The following is a 24,063-nucleotide window of genomic DNA, read 5'->3' on the forward strand; positions in this document are numbered from 1 at the left end:
CGCTGACCCTGGCGCGGACGCGGCCCTTACTCGTGAGAGTTTGGCAACTACCGGTCCAAACTGATCAGTTGGTCAGTAGTATCTGCCCTTTCTTGGCCGTGTCCCGGATGGAGGTGTCAGAGGTGCTGTCGGGGACGGAGGCCGTCGTCCTGGTCGCGTCCGCGGTGCTGGTACTGGTGCTGTCGCTGTGCCTCACCTGGGTGGTCAGACTCCGTCGGGCGCGTCATGAGGCGCGTGCGGCGGTCGAGCGAGAACGAGCCGTATCGGCACGGGAACGAGCCAATGCCGCACAGGCGCGCGCGCTGGCGGCCGAACGCGCCGAGGAGGTCGCACGGCTGGCCGCCGTGCAGACCGAGCTGGACGAGGCGGCGCGCCGGGAGCGGATGCTGCGGGACTCCGTCCAGGCGTCGTTCGAGTCCGTGGCCCGCAACATGCACGCCATGTCGATGGTGCAGCAGCAGGTCCTCGACGGCCTCGGGCAGCATGTCGCGGACGCGCCGCTGATGGCCGAGGTGATGAAGGCGGACCACGCCGCGGCCCAGATGACCCGCAAGGCGCAGACGCTGCTGGTGATGTGCGGGATCTGGCCCGCACGGCGGGAGACCCGGCCGGTGTCGCTCTTCGACTGTGTGCGGGGCGCCCAGTCGCGCATCGTGGAGTTCGGCCGGGTGGACGTCCACGGCGGGCAGAACCTCTACGCGGTGGCACCCGCCGTGGAGGGGCTGATGCACGCGGTGGCCGAACTCCTGGAGAACGCCACGGTCTTCTCCCCCTCCCGCACCCAGGTCGCGGTCGCCGTCCGGGAGGTCGCGGCGGGCGCGGTCATCGAGATCGACGACGCGGGGCTCGGCATGCCGCCGGACGTGCTGGAACAGGCCGTGGGTCAGCTGCGGGACGGTCTGGACCTGGCCCAGCTGGGCGCCGTGCCCCGGCTGGGGCTCGCCTGTGTGGGGCGCTGGTCGCGGGAGCTGGGCTTCGGGGTGGAGCTGTCCACGGCGTCGGCGTACGGCGGTACGCGGGTGGTGGTCTTCGTACCGCACCGGCTGCTGACCGAGCCGACGGGCGCCGTACGGATGGCGGACCGCGAGCCGGTCGTCGTGGAGCCCGTTCCGGTCGGCACGGTGCGCCAGGAGGCGGGCGGCGCCGGCCTCGGCCCGCTGAACGGCACCTCCCTGAACGACACCCCCGGCACCCCTGGCGCCCCCGGAACCTCCGGCACCCCCGGAACCTCCGCGCCGCTCGGCAACGGGCTGCCCCGGCGCCGTAACCGCCGCCGCCCGGCCCCCGGAACCACCCCGGCCGACACGGGCGGCGCGTCCGCCGCCTCGCCCGCCTCGCCGGCCGCCAACGCCCCGTGGACGCCCGAGGCCGCCCGCGCCTCCATCACCAGCGTCGTCTCCGGAACCCGCCGCGGGCGGGCGGAGGCGGCCGGGGCCGTACGGCCCGCGGACCAAGACCCGAGTCCGGACCAAGAAGACCGAGAAGGAGACCGGTAGTGGCCGGAACCATATCCAGGTTGCCCGACGTTGGATGGATGCTGCGTCCGCTGACCGGGATTCCCGGGGTGCGGCATGCCGTCGTCGTCTCGGAGGACGGTCTGCGCATGGGTCACGACTCCGCCGAGGGACTGACGGGCGAGTCCCGGCTCAGCGTGGACGAGGCCGAGTCGCTGGCCGCCGCCTGTGCCGCGCTGACGGTGACCAGCCAGTCCACGGTGTCGCTGCTGTTCGGCGACGAGGCAGGGGTGAGACAGCTGATGATCGAGTCCGACAGCGGGTTCGTGCTGTTCACCTCGGCCGGTCAGGGCGCCTCGCTGGGGGTGGCCACCGACACCGAGGCGGATGTCGGGCTGGTGGCCCAGCAGATGCAGTTACTGGTCGCGAAGATCGGTGCCCATCTGAGCAGTCAGCCACGGGAACCGATGGGCCGCCCGGCGTCATGAGCTCGCCCGGCGAGGAACGCACCACGGCCGCGGTGCGCCCCTACGTGATCACACGGGGGCGCGCCGGTTCCTCACGGGAAGCTCTGCCGCTGGAAACGCTGGTCGTGGCGTCCGGGAGCGCGCTGCCGCCGCATCCGCAACCCGAGTACCGGCGGATCGTCGACTTCTGCCAGGGGCTGCTGTCGGTGGCGGAGGTCGCCGCCCATCTCGGTCAGCCACCGGCCGTGGTGCAGGTGCTGCTCGCGGATCTCATCGACTGGGGGCACATCGTGGCGCGTCCGCCGATCAGAGTGGTCAAGCGAAAACGTGCCGATTTGGACTTGCTGAGGAAGGTGCTCGATGGGCTTGAGAGCAAGCTCTGAGATCTCGATGGCCGGTACGGACGGCACAACAGACGCAGACCGCATGATCCATACAGACCACATAACCGAGACAACCGAGACAGGCGAGACGGACGAGACGGGCGATACGGACGACATGGATGACATGGACGACACACCCGTCATGTATGTGCAATCCAGTGTGGCCGGCGCGGCCAAGATCCTGGTCGTCGGGCCGATGGGCGTCGGCAAGACCACGCTGATCGGCACGGTGTCGGAGATCAAGCCGCTGTCCACCGAGGCGACGATGAGCCAGGCCGGGGCCCGGCTCGACACCAAGGTGCGGCCGTCGAAGACCACGACCACCGTCGCGCTGGATTTCGGGCGGATCACCCTGGGCGGCGAGCTGGTGCTGTACCTCTTCGGCACCCCCGGCCAGCAGCGGTTCCTCCCCGCCTGGAAGGACCTGGCGCGCGGGGCGCTGGGCGCGCTGGCCCTGGTCGACACCCGCGATCTGGAGGCGTCCTTCGACGCCATCGGGCATCTGGAGGACCTGGATGTGCCGTTCTCCGTCGCGGTCAACGCCTTCCCGGACAGCACGCTGCACAGCGAGGACGATCTGCGCTCGGCGCTCGATCTGCTCCCCCACACGCCGCTGGTCATCTGTGACGCCCGGGAGCACAAGTCCTCGGTCAAGGCGCTGATCTCGCTCGTCTCGCATCTGATCGAGACGCTCACGGAGGCTACGTGACCGCCCCGGCAGCCGCCCGGGTGCCGCTGTACGGGACCACGCTCGACGGTCCGCTGACCGAGCTGTACGAGCGGATGCGGCGCGACCACGGTCCGGTGGTGCCGGTGGAGATCGCGCCCAAGGTCGAGGCGTGGCTGGTCATCGGCCACCGCGAACTGCTCCATCTCACCCGCGACGAGCAGTACTTCTCCCACGATCCGCGCCGCTGGACCCCACTGCGCGAGGGCCGGGTGGCGGCCGACTCACCGCTGATGCCGCTGGTGGGCTGGCGTCCGGCGCTGCTGTTCGCCGACGGCGCGGCGCACCGCCGGATGCGCTCGGCGGTGGCCGACGCGCTGGGGCGGGTGAACGGCCATGAGCTGATCCGCAGGGTGCGGGCCACCGCGGAACGGCTGGTCGCCGGATTCGCCGACCAGCACACCGCGGATCTGGTGCAGAGTTACGCCCGCGTGCTGCCGTTGCAGGTCGTCACCGAACTGCTGGGGCTGGACGCGGAGAACGGGGCGCGGCTGGTCGAGACGCTCACCACGATCGTCGCCCCGACGCTGGCTGCCACCGGCGCCAACAAGCGGATGGGCCAGATCCTGCTGGAGCTGATCGCCCGGAAGAAGCGGCAGCCGGGCCCGGATCTGACGTCCTGGCTGCTGGAGCACCCCGCCGGGCTCAGCGACGAGGAGGTGCTGCACAACCTCGTGGTGATCATCGTCGCGGGGAACAACACCACCGTGAACTGGATCGCCTCCACGACCCAGATCCTGCTCACCGACCCCGCGTTCCGCTCCTCGCTGACCCACGGCCATCTCACCGTCGACGACGCCCTGGACCTGGTGCTGTGGCGGCAGCCGCCCACCCAGAACTTCCCCGGCCGCTACGCCACCCGGAATCTGCGCTTCGGCGGCCAGGACATCCGCACCGGGGACATGCTCATCATGGGCCTCGCGGGCGCCAACGCCGACCCGGAGGTGCTGCCGGAGGACGGCCGGCCGGTGGTCGGCAACCGCTCGCACCTCGCCTTCGGCGCGGGCCCGCACACCTGCCCGGCCCGGGACCCGGCCCGGCTGATCACCCGTACCGCCGTGGACACCCTGCGCCACCGGCTGCCCGATATGGAGATCGCGGTGGCGCGGGAGCAGCTTCCGTGGATCACCTCGCCCTGGTCCAAGGGCCTGGCCAAGCTGCCCGTCCGGTTCTCCGCACCGCAGCTGGCCGCCGACGCCCCGACCCCCGACTCCCCCGCAGGAGGCAGCAGATGACCGACCGCCGATGCCCCGTGACGCACGCCGTGCCGCCGCACCGCCTGGACCCCACCGGGGCCCACCAGCACGCGGTCAACGACGCGTTGCGTGCCCGCGGAGCCGCGGTCCCGGTCCTGCTGCCCGGTGACGTACCGGGGTACGCCATCACCCGGCACGAGGAGCTGAAGGAGTTCGTCACCCACCCCGATGTGGCCAAGAACGCCCGCCACTTCGCCGCGTTGCGGAACGACGAGCTTCCGCCCGGCTGGCCGATGCGGACCTTCGCCACCATCCGGGGCATGATCACCGCCGACGGCGAGGACCACAGGCGGCTGCGGTCCCTGGTGACCCGGGCGTTCACCCCGCGCCGGGTGGAGGCGCTGCGCCCGGTGGTCCACGAGCTGACCGGCACGCTGCTGGACCGGCTGGCCGAGGCCGCCGCCGCGGCTCCGGACGGGGTGGCCGACCTGCGCCGGCACTTCGCGCTGCCGCTGCCGATGAGCGTGATCTGCCAACTGCTGGGCGTCGACGACGCGTACCAGGACCGGCTGCACGCGCTGTCCAACGAGATCGTCTCCACCCAGACCGCCCCCGAGCGGGTCCCGGACGCCAACCGCGAGATGGTGGCGATCCTCGGCCAGGTGGCCGCGGCCCGGCTGACGGCCCCGGGGGACGACCTGACCAGCGCGCTCATCGCCGCCCGCGAGGAGAACGGGGACCAGCTCAGCGAGGAGGAGCTGATCGGCACCCTGATGCTGACGATCATCGCCGGGCACGAGACCACGCTCAACCTGATCACCAACGCGGTGCGGGCGCTGTGCAACCACCGCGACCAGCTCGACCTGGTCCGCTCCGGGGCCGCGAGCTGGGGCGATGTGGTCGAGGAGACGCTGCGGTACGACAGCCCGGTGAGCTTCTTCCCGTTCCGCTACCCCACCTCGGACCTGCCGGTCGGGGACACGGTCATCCCGCAGGGCGCGCCCGTGCTCGTCTCGTACACCGCCGCGGGGCGCGACGAACGGGCGTACGGACCGGACGCCGCCCGTTTCGACGTCACCCGCCGGGCGCGCCATCTGTCCTTCGGCCACGGCGCGCACTTCTGCCTGGGCGCCCCGCTGGCCCGGATGGAGGCCGTGATCGCCCTCGAGGGGCTCTTCACCCGCTTCCCCGCCCTCGATCTGGCGGTTCCCGACGAGGAGCTGGTCCCGCACCCGAGCTTCGTCGGCAACAGCCCGCAGCGGCTTCCGGTCCGGCCGGGGGCGGCTCACAGCGGCTGAGGCGGTGCGCTGAGGGCAGCGTTGCGTGCGGGAAACGGTGGTGATGCGGTCGGGTAACAGGCGCCCCGCACGCTTCCTGGCATGGAGTCGAACAGGCAGCCGCAGCCGGGGAGCCCGCACCGCCGTGTGGTGATCGTCGGCGGTGGCATGGCGGGTACGCGGCTGGCCCAGCAGCTGGCCGCGGGCGCGAGCGGTGGCTCGGCCGATGGCGCGGGCCCGGCCGCCGTCACGGTCATCGGCGAGGAGCCGCATCCCGCGTACAACCGGGTGCTGCTCGCCGAGGTCCTCGCCGGGCGGTACGCCCCGGAGGTCATCGCCCTCCCCGCGCCGGCGGCCGGGGTGCGGCGGCTCGGCGGGGTGCGGGTGGTCCGCGTCGACCGCGCCACGGCACAGGTGCTGTGCGACGACGGCCGCCGCGTGCCGTACGACGCGCTGGTGCTGGCCACCGGCTCCAACCCGGTGCTGCCGCCGCTGCGCGGCCTGTTCGAGCCGGACGGCCACGACCTGCCGGACGGCGTCCGCGCCTTCCGCACCATGGACGACTGCCTGGCCCTCGGCGCGGCGGTGCGGCCCGGGGTGCGGGCCGTCGTCATCGGCGGCGGACTCCTCGGCGTCTCCGCCGCCCGTGCGCTGGCCCAGCGCGGCGCCCAGGTGGTCCTGGCGCAGCAGGGCGAGCACCTGATGGAGCGCCAGCTGGACCCGGGCGCGGCGCGGCTGCTGCGGCGGCATATGACGGCGCTGGGTGTGGAGGTCCATACCGCATGCCGGGTCCGGGGCCTGCGCACCCGCCCCACGGAGCCGGCCGGCGACGGACGCGAGCCCGAGCGCGGGCGCGGACGCGGACGCGGGCGTGCGGTGAGCGCCGTCGAGCTGGCCGATGGATACGCCCTGGAGGCCGATCTGGTGGTGCTCGCGTGCGGGGTCCGGCCACGGGTCGGGCTGGCGCGGGCCGCCGGGCTGGAGGTGGCGCGCGGCGTCGTCGTCGACGACGAGCTGCGCACGAGTGACCCGCGGATCTTCGCGATCGGCGATTGCGCGGAGCACGAGGGTGTGGTCTACGGCCTGGCGGGCGCGGCGCAGGAGCAGGCGGATGTGCTGGCGCGATTGCTCTCCCCCGCCCCGCCCCTTCCCGGAACCAGGGGGCTCCGTCCCCTGGCCCCCCGCCGGGACTCCGCCCCGCAGCCCGCTGCCGCGGACCGGGTCGTGGGCCACCGTTCCCCGGCGGGGGCACCTCCCCGCGGTGGCCGGGCACGCCCCGGCCACCGGGTGGCACCCGGCGGCGACGGGACCGCGACCCGCTATACGGGCACCCGTGCGCTCACCCGCCTCACGCTCACCGCGGCGTCCGGCCCCGCCCCCGCGGTCGCCGGGACGGCCGCCCCGGTGGCCGACGGCCGGCCCGCGCCCGGCCCCCTCGACCTCGCCGCCTTCGGCGACCCCACCCCCGCCCCCGGCGACGACGTCGTCCACCTCACGGACGCCACCCGCAACGCGTACCGCAAGGTCGTGGTCCGCGGGGACCGCCTCGTCGGCGGCATTCTTCTCGGCGATCTCGGCACCGTCGGCGCGCTCGCCCGTACCTGGGAGGGCGACGAGCCGCTCCCCTCCACCCCCTTGCTCCACCTGCTGACCAACGATGGAGGCTCCTGACGATGAGCGCACCCCAGTCCGAACCGGCCGCCCCCACCATCGTGCTGGTCGGCCACGGCATGGTCGGCCAGCGGTTCCTCGAGGCGCTCGTCGACCGGAACGTCACCGAGACCGCCCGTGTCGTGGTGTTCTGCGAGGAGCCCCGGCCGGCCTATGACCGCGTCCAGCTGACCTCGTACTTCTCCGGCCGCACCGCCGAGGATCTCTCCCTCGTCGAGGACGGCTTCATGGCGCGGCACGGTATCGAGCTGCACCTGGGCGACCCGGCCGAGTCCATCGACCGCGCCGCCCGCACCGTGACCGCCCGCTCCGGGCTGACCGTCGGCTACGACACGCTGGTGCTGGCCACCGGTTCGTATCCGTTCGTGCCGCCCGTGCCCGGCAAGGACAGCGACGGCTGCTTCGTCTACCGCACCATCGAGGACCTGCTGGCGATCGAGGAGTACGCCAAGCACTGCGGGTCCGGCGTGGTCGTCGGCGGCGGGCTGCTGGGCCTGGAGGCGGCGGGGGCGCTGAAGGGGCTCGGGCTGACCACGCACATCGTGGAGTTCAACCCGCGGCTGATGGCCATCCAGGTGGACGAGGGCGGTGGCGCCGCGCTGCGCCGCACGGTCGAGGACATGGGCCTGATCGTGCACACCGGCGTCGGCGGCAAGGAGATCACGACGGGCGACGACGGCGCGGTCACCGCCATGGCGCTGTCCGACGGCTCGTCCATCGACACCGATCTCGTGATCTTCTCGGCGGGGGTGCGCCCGCGCGACCAGCTGGCCCGCGACTGCGGTCTGGAGGTCGGCGAGCGCGGCGGGATCGCGGTGGACGAGCGGTGCCGCACCAGCGATCCGGCGGTGTACGCGATCGGCGAATGCGCGCTGGCCGCCGACGGCCGGGTGTACGGGCTGGTGGCGCCCGGCTATGAGATGGCCGAGGTCGCGGCCGGTGAGATCGCGTCCGGTGAGATCACGGCCGGTGAGATCGCCGCCACCGCCGCCGAGGGGTTCACCGGCGCCGACACGTCCACCAAGCTCAAGCTCCTCGGCGTGGACGTGGCCAGCTTCGGCGACGCCCACGGCACCGCCGACGGCTGCCTGGACGTGGTCTACTCCGACTCCCGCGCGGGCGTCTACAAGAAGCTGGTGGTCGGCGCCGACGGCACCCTGCTCGGCGGGGTGCTGGTCGGCGACGCCGAGGCGTACGGCATGCTGCGGCCACTCACCGGTTCGGTGCCGCCGGTCGCCCCCGAGCAGCTGGTGCTCCCGGCGGGGCTGGGCGCGCCCGCCGCCCTCGGGCCGTCCGCGCTTCCGGACGAGGCGGTCATCTGCAACTGCCACAACGTCACCAAGGGCACGATCCGTTCGGCCGTCACCGACCACCAGTGCACCACGGTCCCGGAGGTGAAGAAGTGCACCAAGGCGGGCACCGGCTGCGGCAGCTGCGTCAAGGCGCTCACCTCGCTGGTCAACGACGAGCTGGAGGCGAGCGGGGTCAGCGTCGACAAGGGGCTGTGCGGCTGCTTCGGGTACACCCGCGCCGAGCTGTACGAGATCGTCCGCACCCTGCGCATCACCACCTTCGCGCGGCTGCTGGACAGCCACGGCCGTGACGAGGCGCGGCAGGGCGACGGCTGTGAGGTGTGCAAGCCCGCCGTGGGCTCGATCATCGCCTCGCTGGCCCCGACCCTGGGCGCCAGCGGCTATGTCCTGGACGGCGAGCAGGCCGCGCTCCAGGACACCAACGACCACTTCCTGGCCAATCTCCAGCGCAACGGGTCGTATTCGATCGTGCCCCGGATTCCCGGCGGGGAGATCACCCCGGAGAAGCTGATCGTGATCGGCGAGGTGGCCCGGGACTTCGGGCTCTACACGAAGATCACCGGCGGTCAGCGGATCGACCTCTTCGGCGCCCGGGTGGACCAGCTGCCGCGGATCTGGGCACGGCTGGTGGACGCGGGGTTCGAATCGGGCCACGCCTACGGCAAGGCGCTGCGCACCGTGAAGTCGTGCGTGGGGCAGACCTGGTGCCGCTACGGGGTGCAGGACTCCGTCCGGATGGCCATCGACCTGGAGCTTCGCTACCGGGGGCTGCGCGCACCGCACAAGCTGAAGTCGGCCGTCTCGGGGTGTGCCCGCGAATGCGCGGAGGCGCGCGGCAAGGACTTCGGCGTGATCGCCACCTCCAATGGCTGGAACCTGTACGTGGGCGGCAACGGCGGCGCCGATCCGCGCCACGCCGATCTGCTCGCCCAGGACCTGGACGACGAGCGGCTGATCCGGCTCATCGACCGGTTCCTGATGTTCTACATCCGCACCGCGGACCGTCTGGAGCGCACCTCGGCCTGGCTGGAGCGGATCGAGGGCGGTCTGGACCACGTCCGTGAGGTGGTGGTCGACGATTCGCTGGGGCTGTGCGCCGAGCTGGAGGCGATGATGGCCGACCACGTGGCCGGCTACCGCGACGAGTGGGCCGAGACCCTGAACGACCCGGAGCGGCTGCGGCGCTTCGTCTCCTTCGTCAACGCGCCCGACGCGCCGGACCCGACGGTGAAGTTCGTGCCCGAGCGTGACCAGGTCAAGCCGGACCTGACGGTGCTGTCCGGTCCGACCCTCCCCATCCGTACTCTCGAAGGGACTGCCAGCCGATGACCATCGCACCCGAGCGGACCGCGGTCCGCGTGGAACTCCTCATCGACCAGCGGTGGTTCGCGGTCTGCGAGCTGACCGACCTGATCCCCGGGCGCGGAGTGGCCGCCCTGCTGCCGGACGGCACCCAGGTGGCCGTCTTCCTGGACCGCGCGGGACGGCCGTACGCGATCGGCAACCGCGACCCGTTCACCGGCGCCTACGTCCTCTCGCGGGGGCTGCTGGGGTCGGCGGGCGGGCGGCCGTTCGTGGCCTCGCCGCTGCTGAAGCAGCGCTTCGACCTGGAGACGGGGCGCTGCCTGGACGACGAGACGGTCACCGTCCAGGCGTACGCGGCCCGTACGAAGGACGCGGTGTCAGCGCAGGTCGCGTGAGACCAGCAGCCCGCACTGGACGGCTTCACCCGCACAGCCGGCCGGCCCCGCGGCGAACACGCCCTTCGGCGGGGGCCCCGTCCGGGCGGAGGCGGGGGCTCAGCCGGTGGTGCAGGCGGTCCCGTTGAGGGTGAAGGCGCCGGGCGCGGTGTTGGCGCCCGCCCAGCTGCCGTTGAGGCCGAACGACACCGAGGCGCCGGCGCCGATCGTGCCGTTGTACGCGGCGTTGACCGCCGTGGCCTGGGAGCCGGTCTGGGTGACGGTGGCGTTCCAGGCGGAGGTCACCTGCTGGCCGGAGGGGTAGGACCAGGCCACCCGCCAGCCGCTGATGGCGTCGGTCCCGGTGTTCTTGACGGTGACGTTCGCCGTGAAGCCGGTGTTCCACTGGCTGGTGACGGCATAGGTGACCGCGCAGCCCGTGGCGGGCCCCGGGTCGCCGCCGTCGTCGCCGGTCCAGCCGAGGGCTTCGGCGATACCGTAGTACGCGGGTTTGGGCTGGTAGCTCTCGTCGTACGGGGTGGCGGCGCCCTGGCCGTCGAAGACGTCGGGGATCCAGGAGTCGGAGTCGGTGAAGCCCCAGACCGTCACCCCCTGGCAGCGGGTGACGGCGACACAGGCGCTGGTGACGGCCTTGTAGTCGGCCTTCTGCTGGGCGAGTCCGGCGTCCGTGGCCGGCAGCCGCATCCGGATGTCCAGCTCGGTGACGGCGACGTCCACGCCGAGGTCCGCGAACCGCTTCAGATTGGCCTGCAGGGTGGACGGCACCTGGCCGAGGATGAGGTGGCCCTGGAAGCCGACGCCGTCGATCGGGACGCCCTGCTCCTTGAGGGACGTGACCAGGTTGTACATGGCGTCGCTCTTCGCGCCCGTGCCGTCGGTGTTGTAGTCGTTGAGGTAGAGCTTGGCGTCGGGGTCGGCGGCGCGGGCGGCGCGCAGCGCGTCGGCGATGTACGACTCGCCGAGCTGCGTGTACCACATCGACTGCCGGAAGGTGCCGTCCTCGTTGAACGGCTCGTTGACCACGTCCCAGTGGTCGATCCGGCCCCGGTAGCGGCCGACCTCGGTGGTGATGTGGTCGGTCATCAGGGTGCGCAGCTGGTCGGCGGTCCAGGTGCCGGAGGTCAGCCAGTTCGGCAGCTGGCTGTGCCAGACCAGGGTGTGGCCGCGCACCCGCATGTCGTGCGCCTCGGCGAGTCGACGACGGCGTCGGCGCCGGACCAGTTGTAGCTGCCACGGTTCGGCTCGACGGACTCCCACTTCATCTCGTTGCCGGGGGTGAGGGAGCCGAACTGGGAACCGGCGATGCCGGCGTAGGTGCCGCTCAGCTTGGCGGCGGTGACGGCGGTGCCGTAGTAGGTGCCCTTGGCCTCGGCCAGGTCGCGCAGCACCGGAGCGGCGGCCGCGCTGCCCGGGGTGGCCGGCCCCAGCAGGAGCGCACCGGCGGCGGCGAGGCCGAGGGCGGCTCTGCGTAAGCTCAGGAGCTGCATGGGGACGTCCCTCTCTCGTCTCTTCACGTGTGATCCGGTTTTCCGGAAGACTTCTGCAAGGTTCCGAGGGTGCGCCCCGGAAAGGTAGAGGCGGGGGTGGCTCCCGTCAACGGAGGAGGCGGAAAAATGGCTACGGAGAGCAGGGGCACCGAGGGCGGCGCCCGGCCCAAGGTGACGATCACGGCCATCGCCCAGGAGGCCGGGGTGTCGGTGCCCACGGTCTCCCGGGTGGTCAACGGACGGTCGGATGTCTCGCCCGAGACCCGGGCCCGGGTCGAGGACCTGCTGCGGCTCCACGGCTACCGCCGCCGCCAGAGCGCGCCCGGCGACCGGGCCGCCCTGGTGGACCTGGTCTTCAACGACCTGGACAGCCCCTGGGCGGTGGAGATCATCCGGGGCGTGGAGGAGATCGCGCACCAGGACGGGGTGGGCACGGTGGTCTCGGCGATCCACGGCCGCGCGGGCTCGACCCGGCAGTGGCTGAAGAATCTACGGGCCCGCGCCTCGGACGGGGTGATCCTGGTCACATCCGTACTGGAGCCGGTGGTCCACGAGGAGCTGCGGCGGCTGAACGTACCGATCGTGGTCGTCGACCCGGCCGGCTCCCCGGCACTGGACGCGCCCACCGTGGGGGCGACCAACTGGGCGGGCGGCATGGCCGCCACCGAACACCTGCTGAGCCTCGGCCACCGCCGGATCGGCCTGATCGCCGGTCCGCCGCGGCTGCTGTGCAGCCGCGCCCGGCTGGACGGCCACCGCGCGGCGCTGGAGGCGGCGGGTGTGCCGTTCGACCCGGCGCTGGTGGCGCAGGGCGACTTCTACCACGAGTCCGGTTTCCACGGCTGCGATCAGCTGATGGACGCCGACTCCCCGCCCACCGCCGTCTTCGCCTCCAGCGACCAGATGGCCCTGGGCGCGATCGAGGCGCTGCGCCGCCGGGGCCTGCGGGTTCCGGAGGACGTGAGCATCGTCGGCTTCGACGACCTTCCCGAGGTCCGCTGGTCGGCACCGCCCCTGACGACGGTCCGCCAGCCGCTGGCGGACATGGGCAAACTGGCGGCCCGTACGGTGCTGCGGCAGGCGCGCGGCGAGGAGATCGAGTCCCCGAGGGTCGAACTGGCCACCCAGTTGGTCGTCCGCGCCAGCACGGCCCCACCCACGGAGGGCTGACCCCGGCGCCGGGCGCGGCGGTCCAGCGGCCGCCGCACCCGGCGCACCGAACCGGACCCCGACCACGCCCCCGGCGCGGCCGGGGCCACCGCGCTCCTGGACCGGGTCTCGGCCTCGGCGCCGAGGCCGAGGCCCCAGGTGGGCGCACACCACCGCGCCGGAAAGCACCGCCGGCCCACCCGCCCGCTCCGCCCCCACGCCGCACGGGTCCCGCCCCCGACGCGGGGCCGGCCCGTTGCGTGAACCCTTGACACCGCGTCAGCGCCCCCATACCTTCCACGCAACCGCTTCCGAGAATTATCGGGCTACTTCCGGAAGGCACACGATGCGCATACCTCGGTCAAGGTCCACCCTTCGTGCGTCCACCCTGGCGGCGGCCGTGCTGCTGGTCGGTACGGCGCTCGCCGGCTGCGGGAGCGGCGGGCCCGGCGGGTCGGATGACGGCTCCCTCGACGTGTGGGTCTACCAGGACGCCTCGACCAAGGTGCAGCGCGAGGTCGTCGAGCGGTTCAACAAGACCTCCGATATCAAGGTGACGCTCACCCAGGTGCCCGGTGAGGGCTACTCGGACAAGATGCGCACCTCCATGGGCACCCCCAACGCACCGGACGTCTTCTTCAACTGGGGCGGCGGCAGCATCAGCGACTTCGTCGAGAAGGACATGCTGCTCGACCTCGACCCGGTCATGGCCAAGGATCCGGAGCTGAAGAAGGCGTTCATCCCCACGATCCTCGACGCGGGCGCGATCGACGGTAAGCACTACGGCATCCCCATGCGCGGGATGCAGCCGGTGATCCTCTTCTACAACAAGGACGTCTTCGCGGACGCCGGGGCCAAGCCGCCGAAGTCCTGGGACGATCTGCTGAAGCTCATCGACACCTTCAAGGACGCGGGCGTCACCCCGTTCGCCCTGGCCGGCACCGATGCCTGGACCGAGCAGATGTGGGTGGAGTACCTGGTGGACCGCTACGGCGGGGCCGGGGTGTTCCAGAAGATCGTGAGCGAGGGCATGGCGGCGTGGGACGACCCGGCGGTGCTCAAGGCCGCGCAGACCATCAAGGACCTGGTCGGCCGGGGCGCGTTCGGCAAGAACTACAAGTCGGTCAACTACACCGCCGACGGGGCCTCCACGCTCTTCGCCAAGGGCAAGGCGGCCATGCACCTGATGGGCAGCTGGGAGTACGCCAACCAGAAGGCCAACCAGCCCGCGTTCGCCAAGTCGGGCCTGGGCTGGACCACCTTCCCGGCGGTTCCCGGCGGCAGCGGCGACCCCAAGAGCGTCGTCGGCAACCCGACCAACTACTGGTCGATCAACGCCAAGGTCAAGGGCGACAAGCAGAAGGCCGCGCTGGAGTTCGTGAAGTTCGCGGCGGAGCAGGACTACTCCAAGGACCTCATCGCCAACGGCGACGTCCCCACCACCTCCGACGCCGCCGCCCTGCTCGGCGAGCATGAGAACCCCGACTACGCGCGGTTCCAGTACGAGCTGGTCGAGCAGGCCCCCGACTTCACGCTCTCCTGGGACCAGGCGCTGCCCGCCAAGTACACCCCGCCGCTGCACACCGCCGTCCAGAAGCTGTTCAACGGACAGCTCAGCCCGGCCGGGTTTGTCGACGCCCTGAAGGGCATGTGATGGCGCACGCCGCGACACGCGCACCGCGCCGCGGCACCGGCCGGCCGGGAGTCGGCCGGCCCGGCGTCGCCTGGGCCCTTCCCGGGGCGCTGTTCTTCGTCTTCTTCGCCGTGGCGCCGATGGTCCTGGTCGGCGCCCTCGCCTTCACCGACTGGGACGGTATCGGCACCCCGAGCTGGACCGGGATGAGCAACTGGTCCCGGCTGTGGGACGACCCGGACACCCATCAGGCCATCTGGCTCAGCCTGGTGCTGACCGTGCTGACCTGGCTGTTCCAGACCCCGCTGGCGCTGCTGCTGGGCGTGTGGGCGGCCGGACGGCAGCGCAACCGGGCCGTGCTGTCGGCGATCTTCTTCCTGCCGCTGCTGGGCTCCTCCGTCGCGCTCGCGCTGGTCTGGAAGTCGCTGCTGGACCCCAACTTCGGCCTGATCGCCGACATCGGGCCCGCCCTGGGCTTCGCGGACGGCGATCTGCTCGGCAGCTCCAAGGGCGCCTTCGGCGCGATCCTCTTCGTCACCGCCTGGCAGTTCATCCCCCTGCACACGCTGATCTACCAGGGCGGCGCCCGCGCCATCCCGCGCTCGCTCTACGACGCGGCGGCGATCGACGGCGCCGGCACCGTACGGCAGTTCTTCGCGATCACCCTCCCCCAGCTGCGCAACACCATCGTCACCTCCTCGGTGATCATGGTGGTGGGCGCGCTGACCTTCTTCGACACCGTGCTGATCCTCACCAAGGGCGGTCCGGGCACGGACACCACGATCGTGCCGTACCTGATGTACAAGAACGGTTTCCAGGCGTTCGACCTCGGCTACGCCAGCGCGGTCGCCACCATCCTCGTCGTCGTCGCCACCACCGTCTCGCTGCTGCTGGTACGGCTCACCGGCTTCGCCGCGATGCGCAGCACCCGGGAGGGCATGTGACCGACGTCCTGCACGACCTGCACGATCGCCCCCCGAACGGCGTCCGTACGCCGAACAAGACCCCGGCGGCCTCTCGCCCCCGTCTCCGCCGCCGGGGTCTGCCCCGCTGGAACTATCCGGCCGGGCTCGGCTCCCTGATCTGGCTCGGCATCGTCGGACTGCCGCTGTACGTCCTGGTGGCCGCCACCTTCCAGACCCGCGACGGCTATATCGACGACGGTCCGCTGGCCCTGCCCGACCATCCGACGCTCGCCAACTACCGGCGGGTGCTGGAATCCGACTTCCTCTCCTACCTCCTCAACACCGCGCTGGTCACCGCCGTGTGCGCGACGATCGTGATCACGCTGTCGGTGACCGTCGGCTACACCGTCGTCCGCGCCCGCGGCCGGGTCTCCCGCCGGATCTTCCAGATCTTCCTGCTGGGGCTGGCGATCCCCTCCCAGGCGGTGGTGATCCCGGTCTACCTGGTCATCACCAAACTGCATCTGTACGACACCCTGCTCGCGGTGATCCTGCCGACGGCCGCCTTCTCGCTCCCGGTCAGCGTGCTGGTCCTGGTCGGCACGATGCGCGACATCGACGAGGAGCTGTACGAGTCGATGGCGCTGGACGGGGCGAGCCCCACCCGGGTGCTGCTCCAGCTCGTCGTGCCGCTGTCGCGGTCCGGGATCTCCACGGTCGGGGTGATGTCGGCGCTGCACGCCTGGAACGGCTTCCTCTTCCCGCTGCTGCTCACCCAGTCCAAGAGCAACCGGCTGCTGACCCTGGGGCTGTACGACTACGTGGGCGAGTTCCGGGTGGACACCCCGGCGCTGCTCACCGCCGTGGTGCTCTCCATCGTCCCGATCTTCCTGGTCTATCTCTTCGCCCGCCGTCAGCTGATCAACGGCCTGATGGGCGTGGGCGGCAAATAGACCGTCCCCCACCCCGCCGCCCTCGTCCGCTCTCCCCCGACAAGGAGCTTCATGCCTCAGCCCTGGCAGGACACCTCCCTCTCCGCGCAGGACCGCGCGGCGGCCCTGCTCTCCTCGATGACGCTGGAGGAGAAGCTCGCCCAGCTCTCCAGCGTATGGCCGGGTTCCGAGGCCGAGGAGGGCGAGGACGTCGCCCCGCTCCAGCACGAGGTGTCCGAGGCCGTGGACCTCGACGACCTCCTCCCCCATGGCATCGGCCAGCTGACCCGCCCCTTCGGCACCGCGCCCGTCGAACCGGCCGAGGGCGCCGCCGCGCTGGCCCGCCTCCAGGCCCGGATCGCCGCCGGAAACCGCTTCGGCATCCCGGCCCTCGCCCATGAGGAGTGCCTGACCGGCTTCTGCTCCTGGCGCGCCACCGTCTTCCCCACCCCGCTCGCCTGGGGCGCGTCCTTCGACCCGGCGCTGGTGGGCCGGGCCGCCGAGCTGATCGGCGGTTCGCTGCGGTCGGCCGGTGTCCACCAGGGGCTGGCCCCGGTGCTGGACGTGGTGCGGGACGCGCGCTGGGGCCGTACGGAGGAGTCCATCGGCGAGGACCCGTATCTGGTCGCGACCATCGGCACCGCGTACGTCCGTGGCCTGGAGTCCACCGGGGTCGTCGCCACCCTCAAGCACTTCGCGGGCTACGCCGCCTCGCGGGGCGCCCGCAACCACGCCCCGGCCTCCATCGGCCCCCGGGAACTCGCCGACGTCGTCCTGCCGCCCTTCGAGATGGCGGTGCGGGACGGGGGCGCGCGCTCGGTCATGCACTCCTACAACGACATCGACGGGGTGCCCTCGGCCGCCAACCCCTGGCTGCTGACCGAACTGCTCCGCGACACCTGGGGCTTCACCGGCACCGTCGTCGCCGACTACTTCGGGGTCTCCTTCCTGGAGCTGGCCCACCGGGTCGCCGACACCCGGGGCGGCGCGGCCGGGCTCGCCCTGGCGGCGGGGGTGGACGTGGAGCTGCCCGCGGTGCGCTGCTTCGGCACCCCGCTGCGGGACGCGATCCGGGCCGGGGAAGTGGACGAGTCGCTGGTGGACCGGGCGACGCTGCGGGTGCTGCGGCAGAAGTGCGAGCTGGGGCTGCTGGACCCGGACTGGTCGCCGACCCCGCCGGCGCTCGCCGAGGACGCGGGCCCCGTCGACCTCGATCCGCCGGAGATGCGGGCCGTGGCGCGGGAGCTGGCCGAGGAGTCGGTGGTGCTGCTCGCCGACGACGGCGATGTGCTGCCGCTCGCCCCGGACGCCCGGATCGCCGTGGTCGGCCCGCTCGCCGACGACCCGACCGCCATGCTCGGCTGCTACACCTTCCCCCGCCATGTGGGGGTGGAACACCCCGAACTCCCCCTGGGCATCGAGGTGCCGACCCTGTTCGCCGCGCTGCGCGCCGAACTGCCCGGTGCGCGGATCACCCACGCCGAGGGGTGCGCCGCGCCCGGCCCGGCCGCGTCCGCCGGGGACGCGGCCGGAACGGGGGGAGCCGGCGGAGCGGTCTCGGCCGGGGCGGCGGCGCTCACCGCCGAGAGCCGGCTGGCACAGGCCGCCAGGACGGCGGCGGACGCGGATGTGTGCGTCGCCGTGCTGGGCGACCGCTCGGGCCTGTTCGGCCGGGGCACCTCGGGCGAGGGCTGTGACGCCGCCGATCTCGAACTCCCCGGTGAGCAGGGGGCGCTGCTGGACACCCTGGTGGCCACCGGCACCCCCGTGGTGCTGGTGCTGTTCACCGGCCGGCCGTACGCGCTCGGCCGCTGGTCGGGGCTGCTGGCCGCCGCCGTCCAGACGTTCTTCCCCGGCGAGGAGGGCGGCCCGGCGGTCGCCGGGGTGCTGAGCGGACGCGTCAACCCCTCGGGCCGGCTGCCGGTGAGCGTCCCCTACGCGCCCGGCGGCCAGCCCTGGACGTACGCACAGCCGCCGCTCGGCCTGCGCAACGACGCCAGCTCGATCGACCCGACCCCGCTGTTCCCCTTCGGCCACGGGCTGTCCTACACCTCGTTCGCCTGGGAGCGCCCCGAGGCCGACGCCACCGATGTCCCGACCGACGGGGAGACCACGGTCCGGCTGACCGTGCGCAACACCGGCGACCGCGCCGGGACCGAGGTCGTGCAGCTATACCTGCACGACCCGGTGGCCCGGATCGCCCGGCCGGAGTCCCGTCTGATCGGCTACGTACGGGTGCCGCTGCGGCCGGGCGAATCCGCCGAGGTCCACTTCACCTTCCACGCCGACCTCGCCTCGTACCCGCTCGGGGCCGACGGCACGAGGGTGGTCGAACCCGGCGCCCTGGAGCTGCGGCTGGCCTCCTCCAGCGCCGACTCCGCCGTACGGCACACCGTCCCGCTGAGGCTGACCGGCCCCGAGCGCACGGTGGACCACCGGCGGCGGCTGGTGTGCGAGGCGCGGCTGAAATAGCCGAGTGGCGATCAGGGGGAACCACCGGGCGTGCCCCGGCCCCGGGGCCGGGGCCGGTCAGGCCGGGCCCTCGCCCTTTTCCACCAGCGCCCAGGCGTGGGCGAACAGTTCGGGCAGGGTGCGGGTGGGCAGCGGAAGGGGGTTCTCCAGCCGCCCGTTGTAGGAGCGCCGGAGCCCGATCAGCTCCGCCTTCCACGCCTCCATGGGCTGGTAGGGCTTCTTGGCGTGGACCCACTCACCCGGCAGGAAGACCTTGCGGCCCGCCCGGGGCCGGGTGTCCTCGGTGACGAGGCCGCGCTCGACCAGGACACCGGCCGCCTTCTGGTGCTGCGGGGCCTTCCACCCGTTCCAGGTGCGGACGTTCCGGTCGGTGGGCGCGGGCACGGCCAGCAGCTGGAGGTAGAGCGCCGCCGCGTCCTCGTCGATACCCAGTGTCCCGGCGACCCTCGCCACCACCTCGGGCGCGGAGGCCGCCGGGTTCGACTCGTACGCGCCGGCCGGCAGCGAGGCGCTCTCGATCCGCTCGACGATGCGCGCGCAGGCGGGGCCGCGCAGCCACTCGACGATCGGGAGGTCCTCCCGGTGGAAGCCGGAGGTGACCGCCGCCAGGGTCCGGGAGCGCTCGTCGTCGCCGTAGAACGCGGGGCGGAAGTACAGACGGGGAGGACCCTGGTACCCCCTGCGGTCGACCGCGCCGTCCGTGACGACGGTGAGCCCGTCGTCGATGCTCGCGACGTCCAGCCGCTCCGGGCCCGCGTACGGCCGGAACCCGAACCGGTCGTGCAGATCGGCGGCCGTACGCCCCAAGCCGGCGGCGGGGTGCCCGGCGCGCAGCAGCAGCCCCGGGTGGTCCAGGCGCTCGAGCAGCAGCCGCACCAGTCCTGGCGCCCCCTCGCGGACCGGGTCACCGGCGGGAAGCGCGGCGTAGACCCAGCCCAGATTCGGCACGACGGAGTGCAGGCGCTCCTCGAACCGCATGATGTCCCACTGGGCGTCGGTGAGCAGCGGGCCGTAGTCGCTGTTCTTGATCCAGGTGTCGAGCGGGGCGCTGAGCCCGGCTTCGGCGGCCGGGCCGGTGAACGCCGCACAGAACTCGGCCGCCGACACGCGCAGCAGCCCCAGCTCGACGACCGCGTCGAACGTGCGCTCGGGCACCACGGTCCGGGCGCCGTACCGCGCCCGCCACGCCTCGGCGAGCCGCTCGGCCACCCCCCGCATCCCGCCCGGCTCCCACAGCTCGGCGGGGTCGTCGGGCAGCGCGTCCGCCACCAGCTCCAGACGGCCGGCGGCGCGCAGCCGGGCCAGCTCGGAGGAACCGTCCTCGGCCTCGGCCACCTTCAGCCGCAGCGTCGCCCGCTCCTGGTCGTCCAGGAACGGGACGTACATCCGCTCCAGCATCCCGGCGAGCGCGAGGGACGCGGCGGGGCGCCCCAGCCCCGTCCGCTCCCGCAGCAGGCTCACGGCCTCCCGGTCCCACGGGACCGGGCCCCGCTCGCGCACCAGCGCCACCAGCCGCCGCAGCTGCTCCGCGCTCCCCCAGCCGCGCGGCACCTCGGCGACCTCCTCGATCTCCCCCAGGCCGGGCGGCTCCGCGTCCCCGGTCCGCAGGTCGACGAACTTACGCCGCCCCTGACCGCTCCACCCCACGCTCACGGCCGCCCCGCGCTCGTCGCGCACCGCGAGCCGTTCGGTGACCGCGATCCCGGTACGCAGCCGGGCACCCGGATCGGCGAACGGGCTCTCCGCCCACATCTCCAGCAGCGCCAGCAGCCGCTCCCGCCGCTCCGGACGCGTGGACGGCGCGGCGGCCCGGAGTGCGACGGCCCCGATCCGCCCGATGAACCGCACCCATGACCCTTCCCCCGCGATCCCGGGCCCGTCCTCGCCCTCGGGGCCCGGCGGATCCCAGGTCCCGGTCAGAAACCGCCCGGTCCGCTCGATGGCCCCCAGCGCCCCGGGCCGCCACATGCCCGTGCCGTCGATGAGCCCGCTCAGCGCGGGCACCACGCCACGGTCGTCCAGAGCCGCCCACGCCTCGGTCGTCTTCGTCATCGGACCTCCCCCGTCTCCCCCGTCGAATACATCACGAGGAGATCTTCGCTCATGGGTCCGACAGCGAGCCTTGCCCGGCTCGGCCGGGTGCGGGTTTCCTCTCGCGCCTTCGGCGCACTTGAGCAGCGGGGCCGGGGGTGCCGGGCCGGGCGCTCGCCGCCGGGCGCCGGGCCGGTGGGGGCGGGGCCCGGTGGCGGCTTCCGTGGCCGGGGGCCGAGGCCGATGCCGGACAGCGGGGGTAGGGCACCCCTCTGGAAACTGATTGGCAAATTAGTTGCGTCAGATCAAGCGCTTTTTAGGGGGTGGGGTGAGGGGCGGCCGGCCCGCAGTCCGGCGGGGCCCCGACCGCCGAACACGGAAGCCGCCACCGGCGCCCACCCAACGGACCCGGCGCCCGGCGGCGGCGCCGCGCCCCCCCACCCCCGCCGCCGCTGCTCAATGGCGCCGAAGGCGCGAGACGAAAGCCGCACCCGACCGAGCCGAGCAACCCAGCGGGCGCGGCATAGGAGCAGCGGTGACAGCAACTCGGCGGCGACAGCGGTGTCCTATCCGCGTACCGCGGCGACCGCCTCGTCGAAGGCCCGTTCCATACCGACGGTGCCGCCGCTGCGGACCCAGGTCTCCGTGGCGACTTCGGAGCAGGCCAAGGCGCAGGCGGCGAGCGCGTGGGCCCGCACCTGGGTCATGAGGTCCTCCGCGGCCCCCAATCGTCTGGCGATGTCCGGCACGAGCAGTTCGGTCCACTGCTGCCGCTTCTCCAACTGGCGCGCCCGGAGGGAGGGCGACGCGTGGAGCATGCTGGTGATCTTGAGGAAGTCCTCCGCCGAGTACGGCAGGGACTCGAGGAGTTGCAGCAGGGCCGCCCGGAGCGCTTCCCACGGAGGCTCGTCGGCCGGGCGAGCCTCCAGCGCGGCCCGCAGGACCTCTCCGTGTGCGGCGTGGTCGCCGAGCACGATGTCTTCCTTCGTGCCGAAGTAGCGGAACAACGAGCGCCGCGAGATGCCGATCTCGGTGGCGATCTGCTCCATGGTGGTGGCTTCGAAACCGCGTTCGAGGAACAACCGCATCGCGGTGGTGACGATCTCGGCCTGCACTGCTCGCCGGGTGCGCTCCCGTAGCCCCGCCCGGCGGCCCTTCTGATCGTTCATGGAACCGCAGCCTACCCCTTCGTGCACCCAGTACCTCATTGACACCGAGTGACAGTTTAGGCGTACAGTGCCATCACTCATTCCCTCCACCACCGTCCAGGAGCAGCCCGTGAGCGCCGTCGACTACCACGGCCAGACCACCCTCATCACCGGTGCCAGCGCCGGCATCGGCGTGGAGTTCGCCCGCCGGATCGCCCAGCGCGGCTCACACGTCGTCCTCGTCGCCCGACGCAGGGAACGGCTCGAGAAACTGGCCGCCGAACTCACCGCCGCCCACGGCATCCGGGCCACGGCCATCCCGCTCGACCTGAGCCTGCCCGCAGCGGGGCAGGCCCTCGCCGAGGAGACGGCACGGCGCGGCCTGAGCGTGACAAGCGTCGTGAACAACGCCGGCTTCGGCACCTTCGGCCCGTTCCACACCGAGGACCCACGCCGGCTGAGCGAGGAGATCTCCGTTGACGTCGCCAACGTGGTCGACATCACCCGCGCGTTCATCGAGCCGCTGCGGGCCTCCGGGACCGGGGTGCTGGTCAATGTGGCGAGCATGGCCGCGTACCTTCCCGTCCCCAACATGGCCGTCTACGCGGCGGCCAAGGCGTTCGTGCTGCATTTCACCGAGGCCCTGTGGCACGAGTCGCGCGGCACCGGGCTGCGCGTACTCGCCCTGTCCCCCGGTGCGACCAACACCGAATTCTTCGACGTCGTCGGCACCGATGGCGCGGACGGCGGCACCAAACGCCAGTCACCCCAGGAAGTCGTGGCCACAGCACTGCGGACACTTGACCGCCGCACACCACCACCGAGCGTCATCTCCGGCCGCCTCAACCGCGTCATGGCGAGCCTGGGCCGCGCCTCCAGCAGGCGACGCGCGGTCATGATGATGGGGGCCACGACCACCGCCCCGGACCCGGCCTGAGGACGGCCTGATGGCCGGTGGGGAGGATGCCCCGTTCGACGCAGTTGTTCGCGCTGCCGCTGTAGCTCTCCGCGCGCCCCGCTTAGGCTGTCGCCGGACACAGGGGCTACCGGCGCGCGTAGCGCACACCGCGAAGGAGCGCGTGATGAAGGGCTGGACCGCGAGCGACATCCCCGATCAGACCGGCCGCACCGCCGTGGTGACCGGCGCCAACAGCGGCCTCGGTTACATCACCGCCCGCGAGCTCGCCCGGCGTGGCGCGCAGGTGGTGCTCGCGTGCCGCAGCGAGTCGCGCGGGGCCGAGGCGGCGGAGCGGATCCGGGCGCAGGCGCCGGGCGCCAACGTGCGGGTCGCGCCGCTGGACCTCGCGGACCTGGCATCCGTACGGGCCTTCGCCGCCGAGCACAAGGGCGACCGGCTGGACCTGCTGATCAACAACGCGGGCGTGATGGCCCTTCCGTACCGCAGGACCGCCGACGGCTTCGAGACCCAGTTCGGCGTCAACCACCTGGGGCACTTCGCGCTGACCGGACTGCTGCTGCCGAAGCTGCTGGAGGCGGGCCCGGGGGCGCGGGTGGTCACCGTGTCCAGCTTTATGCACATGCTGGGGACGGTCGATCCGCGCGACCCGAACATGGAACGCGGATACCGGCGTTGGACGGCCTACGCCCGCTCCAAGTCCGCCAACCTCCTCTTCACCCATGAGCTGGCCCGCCGGCTGCGCGCGGCGGGCGCCCGCCTGGTGGCGGCCGCCGCGCACCCCGGCTACGCCTCGACCAACCTCCAGACCGCCGCCGCGAAGATGGAGGGCCGCCGGGCGACCGAGCGGTTCATGGAGATCGGCAACCGCTTCTTCGCCCAGAGCGCGGAGCAGGGCGCACTGCCCACCCTCTACGCGGCGACCGGCCCGGACGTCCGCCAGGACGACTTCTTCGGCCCGCCACTCCAGGGCCTGTGGCGCGGCTCCCCCGTCCGCTCGGCCCGCGCCAGGTGGACGCTCAGCGACCCGGCGGGGCGGGGACTGTGGGCCGCGTCCGAGCGGCTGACGGGGGTGCGGTACGGGGCGTTGGCGCCCTGAGTCACGGTCACGCCTGCGGGCAAGGGAGCCCCCGGCGACGTCCTCCCCGGCCGCGACGGCCCCGGCCGCGCCCTCGACCTTCGCGGACAGCGTTTCGGCCGCG

At 72.7% G+C, this 24,063-nt stretch carries 18 protein-coding genes and 1 pseudogene; 16 read left to right on the forward strand and 3 right to left on the reverse strand.

The features are described 5' to 3' along the window. Window positions 1-107 precede the first annotated feature (107 nt). The 9 genes from N6H00_RS13305 (at window position 108) to nirD (ending at window position 10,188) form a co-directional block, all read left to right on the forward strand. Complete coding sequence (locus N6H00_RS13305; protein WP_268971868.1) at window positions 108-1,496, forward strand: ATP-binding protein; 1,389 nt, start codon at window positions 108-110, stop codon at window positions 1,494-1,496. After that, window positions 1,496-1,942: a roadblock/LC7 domain-containing protein gene (locus N6H00_RS13310; RefSeq protein WP_268971869.1), complete on the forward strand. Its 447-nt coding sequence runs from the start codon at window positions 1,496-1,498 to the stop codon at window positions 1,940-1,942. The genes N6H00_RS13305 and N6H00_RS13310 overlap by 1 nt, the downstream gene beginning before the upstream one ends. Next, a complete protein-coding gene (locus N6H00_RS13315) occupies window positions 1,939-2,304 on the forward strand; it encodes a DUF742 domain-containing protein (protein WP_268971870.1) in 366 nt (121 codons plus the stop codon). The genes N6H00_RS13310 and N6H00_RS13315 overlap by 4 nt, the downstream gene beginning before the upstream one ends. A 115-nt stretch (window positions 2,305-2,419) precedes the next feature. Further along, the gene (locus N6H00_RS13320; RefSeq protein ID WP_432280581.1) at window positions 2,420-3,013 is read left to right on the forward strand and encodes a GTP-binding protein; all 594 of its coding nucleotides are present in this window, start codon (window positions 2,420-2,422) and stop codon (window positions 3,011-3,013) included. After that, the gene (locus N6H00_RS13325) at window positions 3,010-4,266 is read left to right on the forward strand and encodes a cytochrome P450 (protein WP_268971872.1); all 1,257 of its coding nucleotides are present in this window, start codon (window positions 3,010-3,012) and stop codon (window positions 4,264-4,266) included. The genes N6H00_RS13320 and N6H00_RS13325 overlap by 4 nt, the downstream gene beginning before the upstream one ends. Continuing rightward, window positions 4,263-5,525 (forward strand): cytochrome P450 family protein, encoded by a 1,263-nt coding sequence (locus N6H00_RS13330; protein WP_268971873.1) that lies wholly within the window; start codon window positions 4,263-4,265, stop codon window positions 5,523-5,525. The genes N6H00_RS13325 and N6H00_RS13330 overlap by 4 nt, the downstream gene beginning before the upstream one ends. A 126-nt stretch (window positions 5,526-5,651) precedes the next feature. Beyond that, a complete protein-coding gene (locus N6H00_RS13335) occupies window positions 5,652-7,175 on the forward strand; it encodes an FAD-dependent oxidoreductase (RefSeq protein WP_443073211.1) in 1,524 nt (507 codons plus the stop codon). Window positions 7,176-7,177: 2 nt separating this feature from the next. Further along, window positions 7,178-9,817, forward strand: a complete 2,640-nt coding sequence (gene nirB / locus N6H00_RS13340) for a nitrite reductase large subunit NirB (RefSeq protein WP_268971875.1) — start codon at window positions 7,178-7,180, stop codon at window positions 9,815-9,817. Then, complete coding sequence (gene nirD / locus N6H00_RS13345; RefSeq protein ID WP_268971876.1) at window positions 9,814-10,188, forward strand: nitrite reductase small subunit NirD; 375 nt, start codon at window positions 9,814-9,816, stop codon at window positions 10,186-10,188. Before nirB ends, nirD begins: the two co-directional genes overlap by 4 nt. Before the next feature lie 99 nt (window positions 10,189-10,287). Here the strand turns inward: nirD and N6H00_RS13350 are convergent. Next, a pseudogene (locus tag N6H00_RS13350) lies at window positions 10,288-11,675 on the reverse strand (endo-1,4-beta-xylanase). A 126-nt stretch (window positions 11,676-11,801) separates the two neighbouring features. On the opposite strand from N6H00_RS13350, the gene N6H00_RS13355 reads away from it, so the two are divergent. The 5 genes from N6H00_RS13355 (at window position 11,802) to N6H00_RS13375 (ending at window position 18,766) form a co-directional block, all read left to right on the forward strand. Next, the gene (locus tag N6H00_RS13355) at window positions 11,802-12,845 is read left to right on the forward strand and encodes a LacI family DNA-binding transcriptional regulator (protein WP_268971877.1); all 1,044 of its coding nucleotides are present in this window, start codon (window positions 11,802-11,804) and stop codon (window positions 12,843-12,845) included. A gap of 325 nt (window positions 12,846-13,170) precedes the next feature. Further along, window positions 13,171-14,478: an ABC transporter substrate-binding protein gene (locus tag N6H00_RS13360; RefSeq protein WP_268971878.1), complete on the forward strand. Its 1,308-nt coding sequence runs from the start codon at window positions 13,171-13,173 to the stop codon at window positions 14,476-14,478. Next, window positions 14,478-15,401: a carbohydrate ABC transporter permease gene (locus N6H00_RS13365; RefSeq protein ID WP_268971879.1), complete on the forward strand. Its 924-nt coding sequence runs from the start codon at window positions 14,478-14,480 to the stop codon at window positions 15,399-15,401. The genes N6H00_RS13360 and N6H00_RS13365 overlap by 1 nt, the downstream gene beginning before the upstream one ends. Continuing rightward, a complete protein-coding gene (locus N6H00_RS13370; protein ID WP_432280582.1) occupies window positions 15,398-16,315 on the forward strand; it encodes a carbohydrate ABC transporter permease in 918 nt (305 codons plus the stop codon). Before N6H00_RS13365 ends, N6H00_RS13370 begins: the two co-directional genes overlap by 4 nt. A gap of 51 nt (window positions 16,316-16,366) precedes the next feature. Then, on the forward strand, window positions 16,367-18,766 hold the full coding sequence (locus tag N6H00_RS13375) for a glycoside hydrolase family 3 N-terminal domain-containing protein (protein ID WP_268971880.1): 2,400 nt from the start codon (window positions 16,367-16,369) through the stop codon (window positions 18,764-18,766). A gap of 57 nt (window positions 18,767-18,823) precedes the next feature. Here the strand turns inward: N6H00_RS13375 and N6H00_RS13380 are convergent, their stop codons facing one another. Together N6H00_RS13380 and N6H00_RS13385 are read right to left on the reverse strand one after the other, a co-directional pair. Next, window positions 18,824-20,818, reverse strand: coding sequence for a hypothetical protein (locus tag N6H00_RS13380; RefSeq protein WP_268971881.1), 1,995 nt, complete (start codon window positions 20,816-20,818; stop codon window positions 18,824-18,826). 545 nt (window positions 20,819-21,363) lie between these two features. Beyond that, window positions 21,364-21,966 carry a TetR family transcriptional regulator gene (locus tag N6H00_RS13385; RefSeq protein ID WP_268971882.1) on the reverse strand — a complete coding sequence of 201 codons (603 nt, stop codon included), beginning with the start codon at window positions 21,964-21,966 and terminating at the stop codon, window positions 21,364-21,366. 109 nt (window positions 21,967-22,075) lie between these two features. On the opposite strand from N6H00_RS13385, the gene N6H00_RS13390 reads away from it, so the two are divergent. After that, window positions 22,076-22,882: an SDR family NAD(P)-dependent oxidoreductase gene (locus N6H00_RS13390; RefSeq protein WP_268971883.1), complete on the forward strand. Its 807-nt coding sequence runs from the start codon at window positions 22,076-22,078 to the stop codon at window positions 22,880-22,882. A 145-nt stretch (window positions 22,883-23,027) separates the two neighbouring features. Beyond that, complete coding sequence (locus N6H00_RS13395) at window positions 23,028-23,960, forward strand: oxidoreductase (RefSeq protein ID WP_268971884.1); 933 nt, start codon at window positions 23,028-23,030, stop codon at window positions 23,958-23,960. The last annotated feature ends 103 nt before the right edge of the window (window positions 23,961-24,063 follow it).

Source organism: Streptomyces sp. S465 (assembly GCF_026898115.1).
GTDB lineage: Bacteria > Actinomycetota > Actinomycetes > Streptomycetales > Streptomycetaceae > Streptomyces > Streptomyces luomodiensis.

Excerpts from the sequence above, each read along its gene's own strand:
- N6H00_RS13305 (WP_268971868.1), top strand. The coding sequence starts at position 108 with ATGGAGGTGTCAGAGGTGCTGTCGGGGACGGAGGCCGTCGTCCTGGTC.
- N6H00_RS13315 (WP_268971870.1), top strand. The coding sequence starts at position 1,939 with ATGAGCTCGCCCGGCGAGGAACGCACCACGGCCGCGGTGCGCCCCTAC.
- N6H00_RS13320 (WP_432280581.1), top strand. The coding sequence starts at position 2,420 with ATGGATGACATGGACGACACACCCGTCATGTATGTGCAATCCAGTGTG.
- N6H00_RS13330 (WP_268971873.1), top strand. The coding sequence starts at position 4,263 with ATGACCGACCGCCGATGCCCCGTGACGCACGCCGTGCCGCCGCACCGC.
- nirB (WP_268971875.1), top strand. The coding sequence starts at position 7,178 with ATGAGCGCACCCCAGTCCGAACCGGCCGCCCCCACCATCGTGCTGGTC.
- nirD (WP_268971876.1), top strand. The coding sequence starts at position 9,814 with ATGACCATCGCACCCGAGCGGACCGCGGTCCGCGTGGAACTCCTCATC.
- N6H00_RS13355 (WP_268971877.1), top strand. The coding sequence starts at position 11,802 with ATGGCTACGGAGAGCAGGGGCACCGAGGGCGGCGCCCGGCCCAAGGTG.
- N6H00_RS13360 (WP_268971878.1), top strand. The coding sequence starts at position 13,171 with ATGCGCATACCTCGGTCAAGGTCCACCCTTCGTGCGTCCACCCTGGCG.
- N6H00_RS13365 (WP_268971879.1), top strand. The coding sequence starts at position 14,478 with ATGGCGCACGCCGCGACACGCGCACCGCGCCGCGGCACCGGCCGGCCG.
- N6H00_RS13375 (WP_268971880.1), top strand. The coding sequence starts at position 16,367 with ATGCCTCAGCCCTGGCAGGACACCTCCCTCTCCGCGCAGGACCGCGCG.
- N6H00_RS13380 (WP_268971881.1), bottom strand. The coding sequence starts at position 20,818 with ATGACGAAGACGACCGAGGCGTGGGCGGCTCTGGACGACCGTGGCGTG.
- N6H00_RS13385 (WP_268971882.1), bottom strand. The coding sequence starts at position 21,966 with ATGAACGATCAGAAGGGCCGCCGGGCGGGGCTACGGGAGCGCACCCGG.
- N6H00_RS13395 (WP_268971884.1), top strand. The coding sequence starts at position 23,028 with ATGAAGGGCTGGACCGCGAGCGACATCCCCGATCAGACCGGCCGCACC.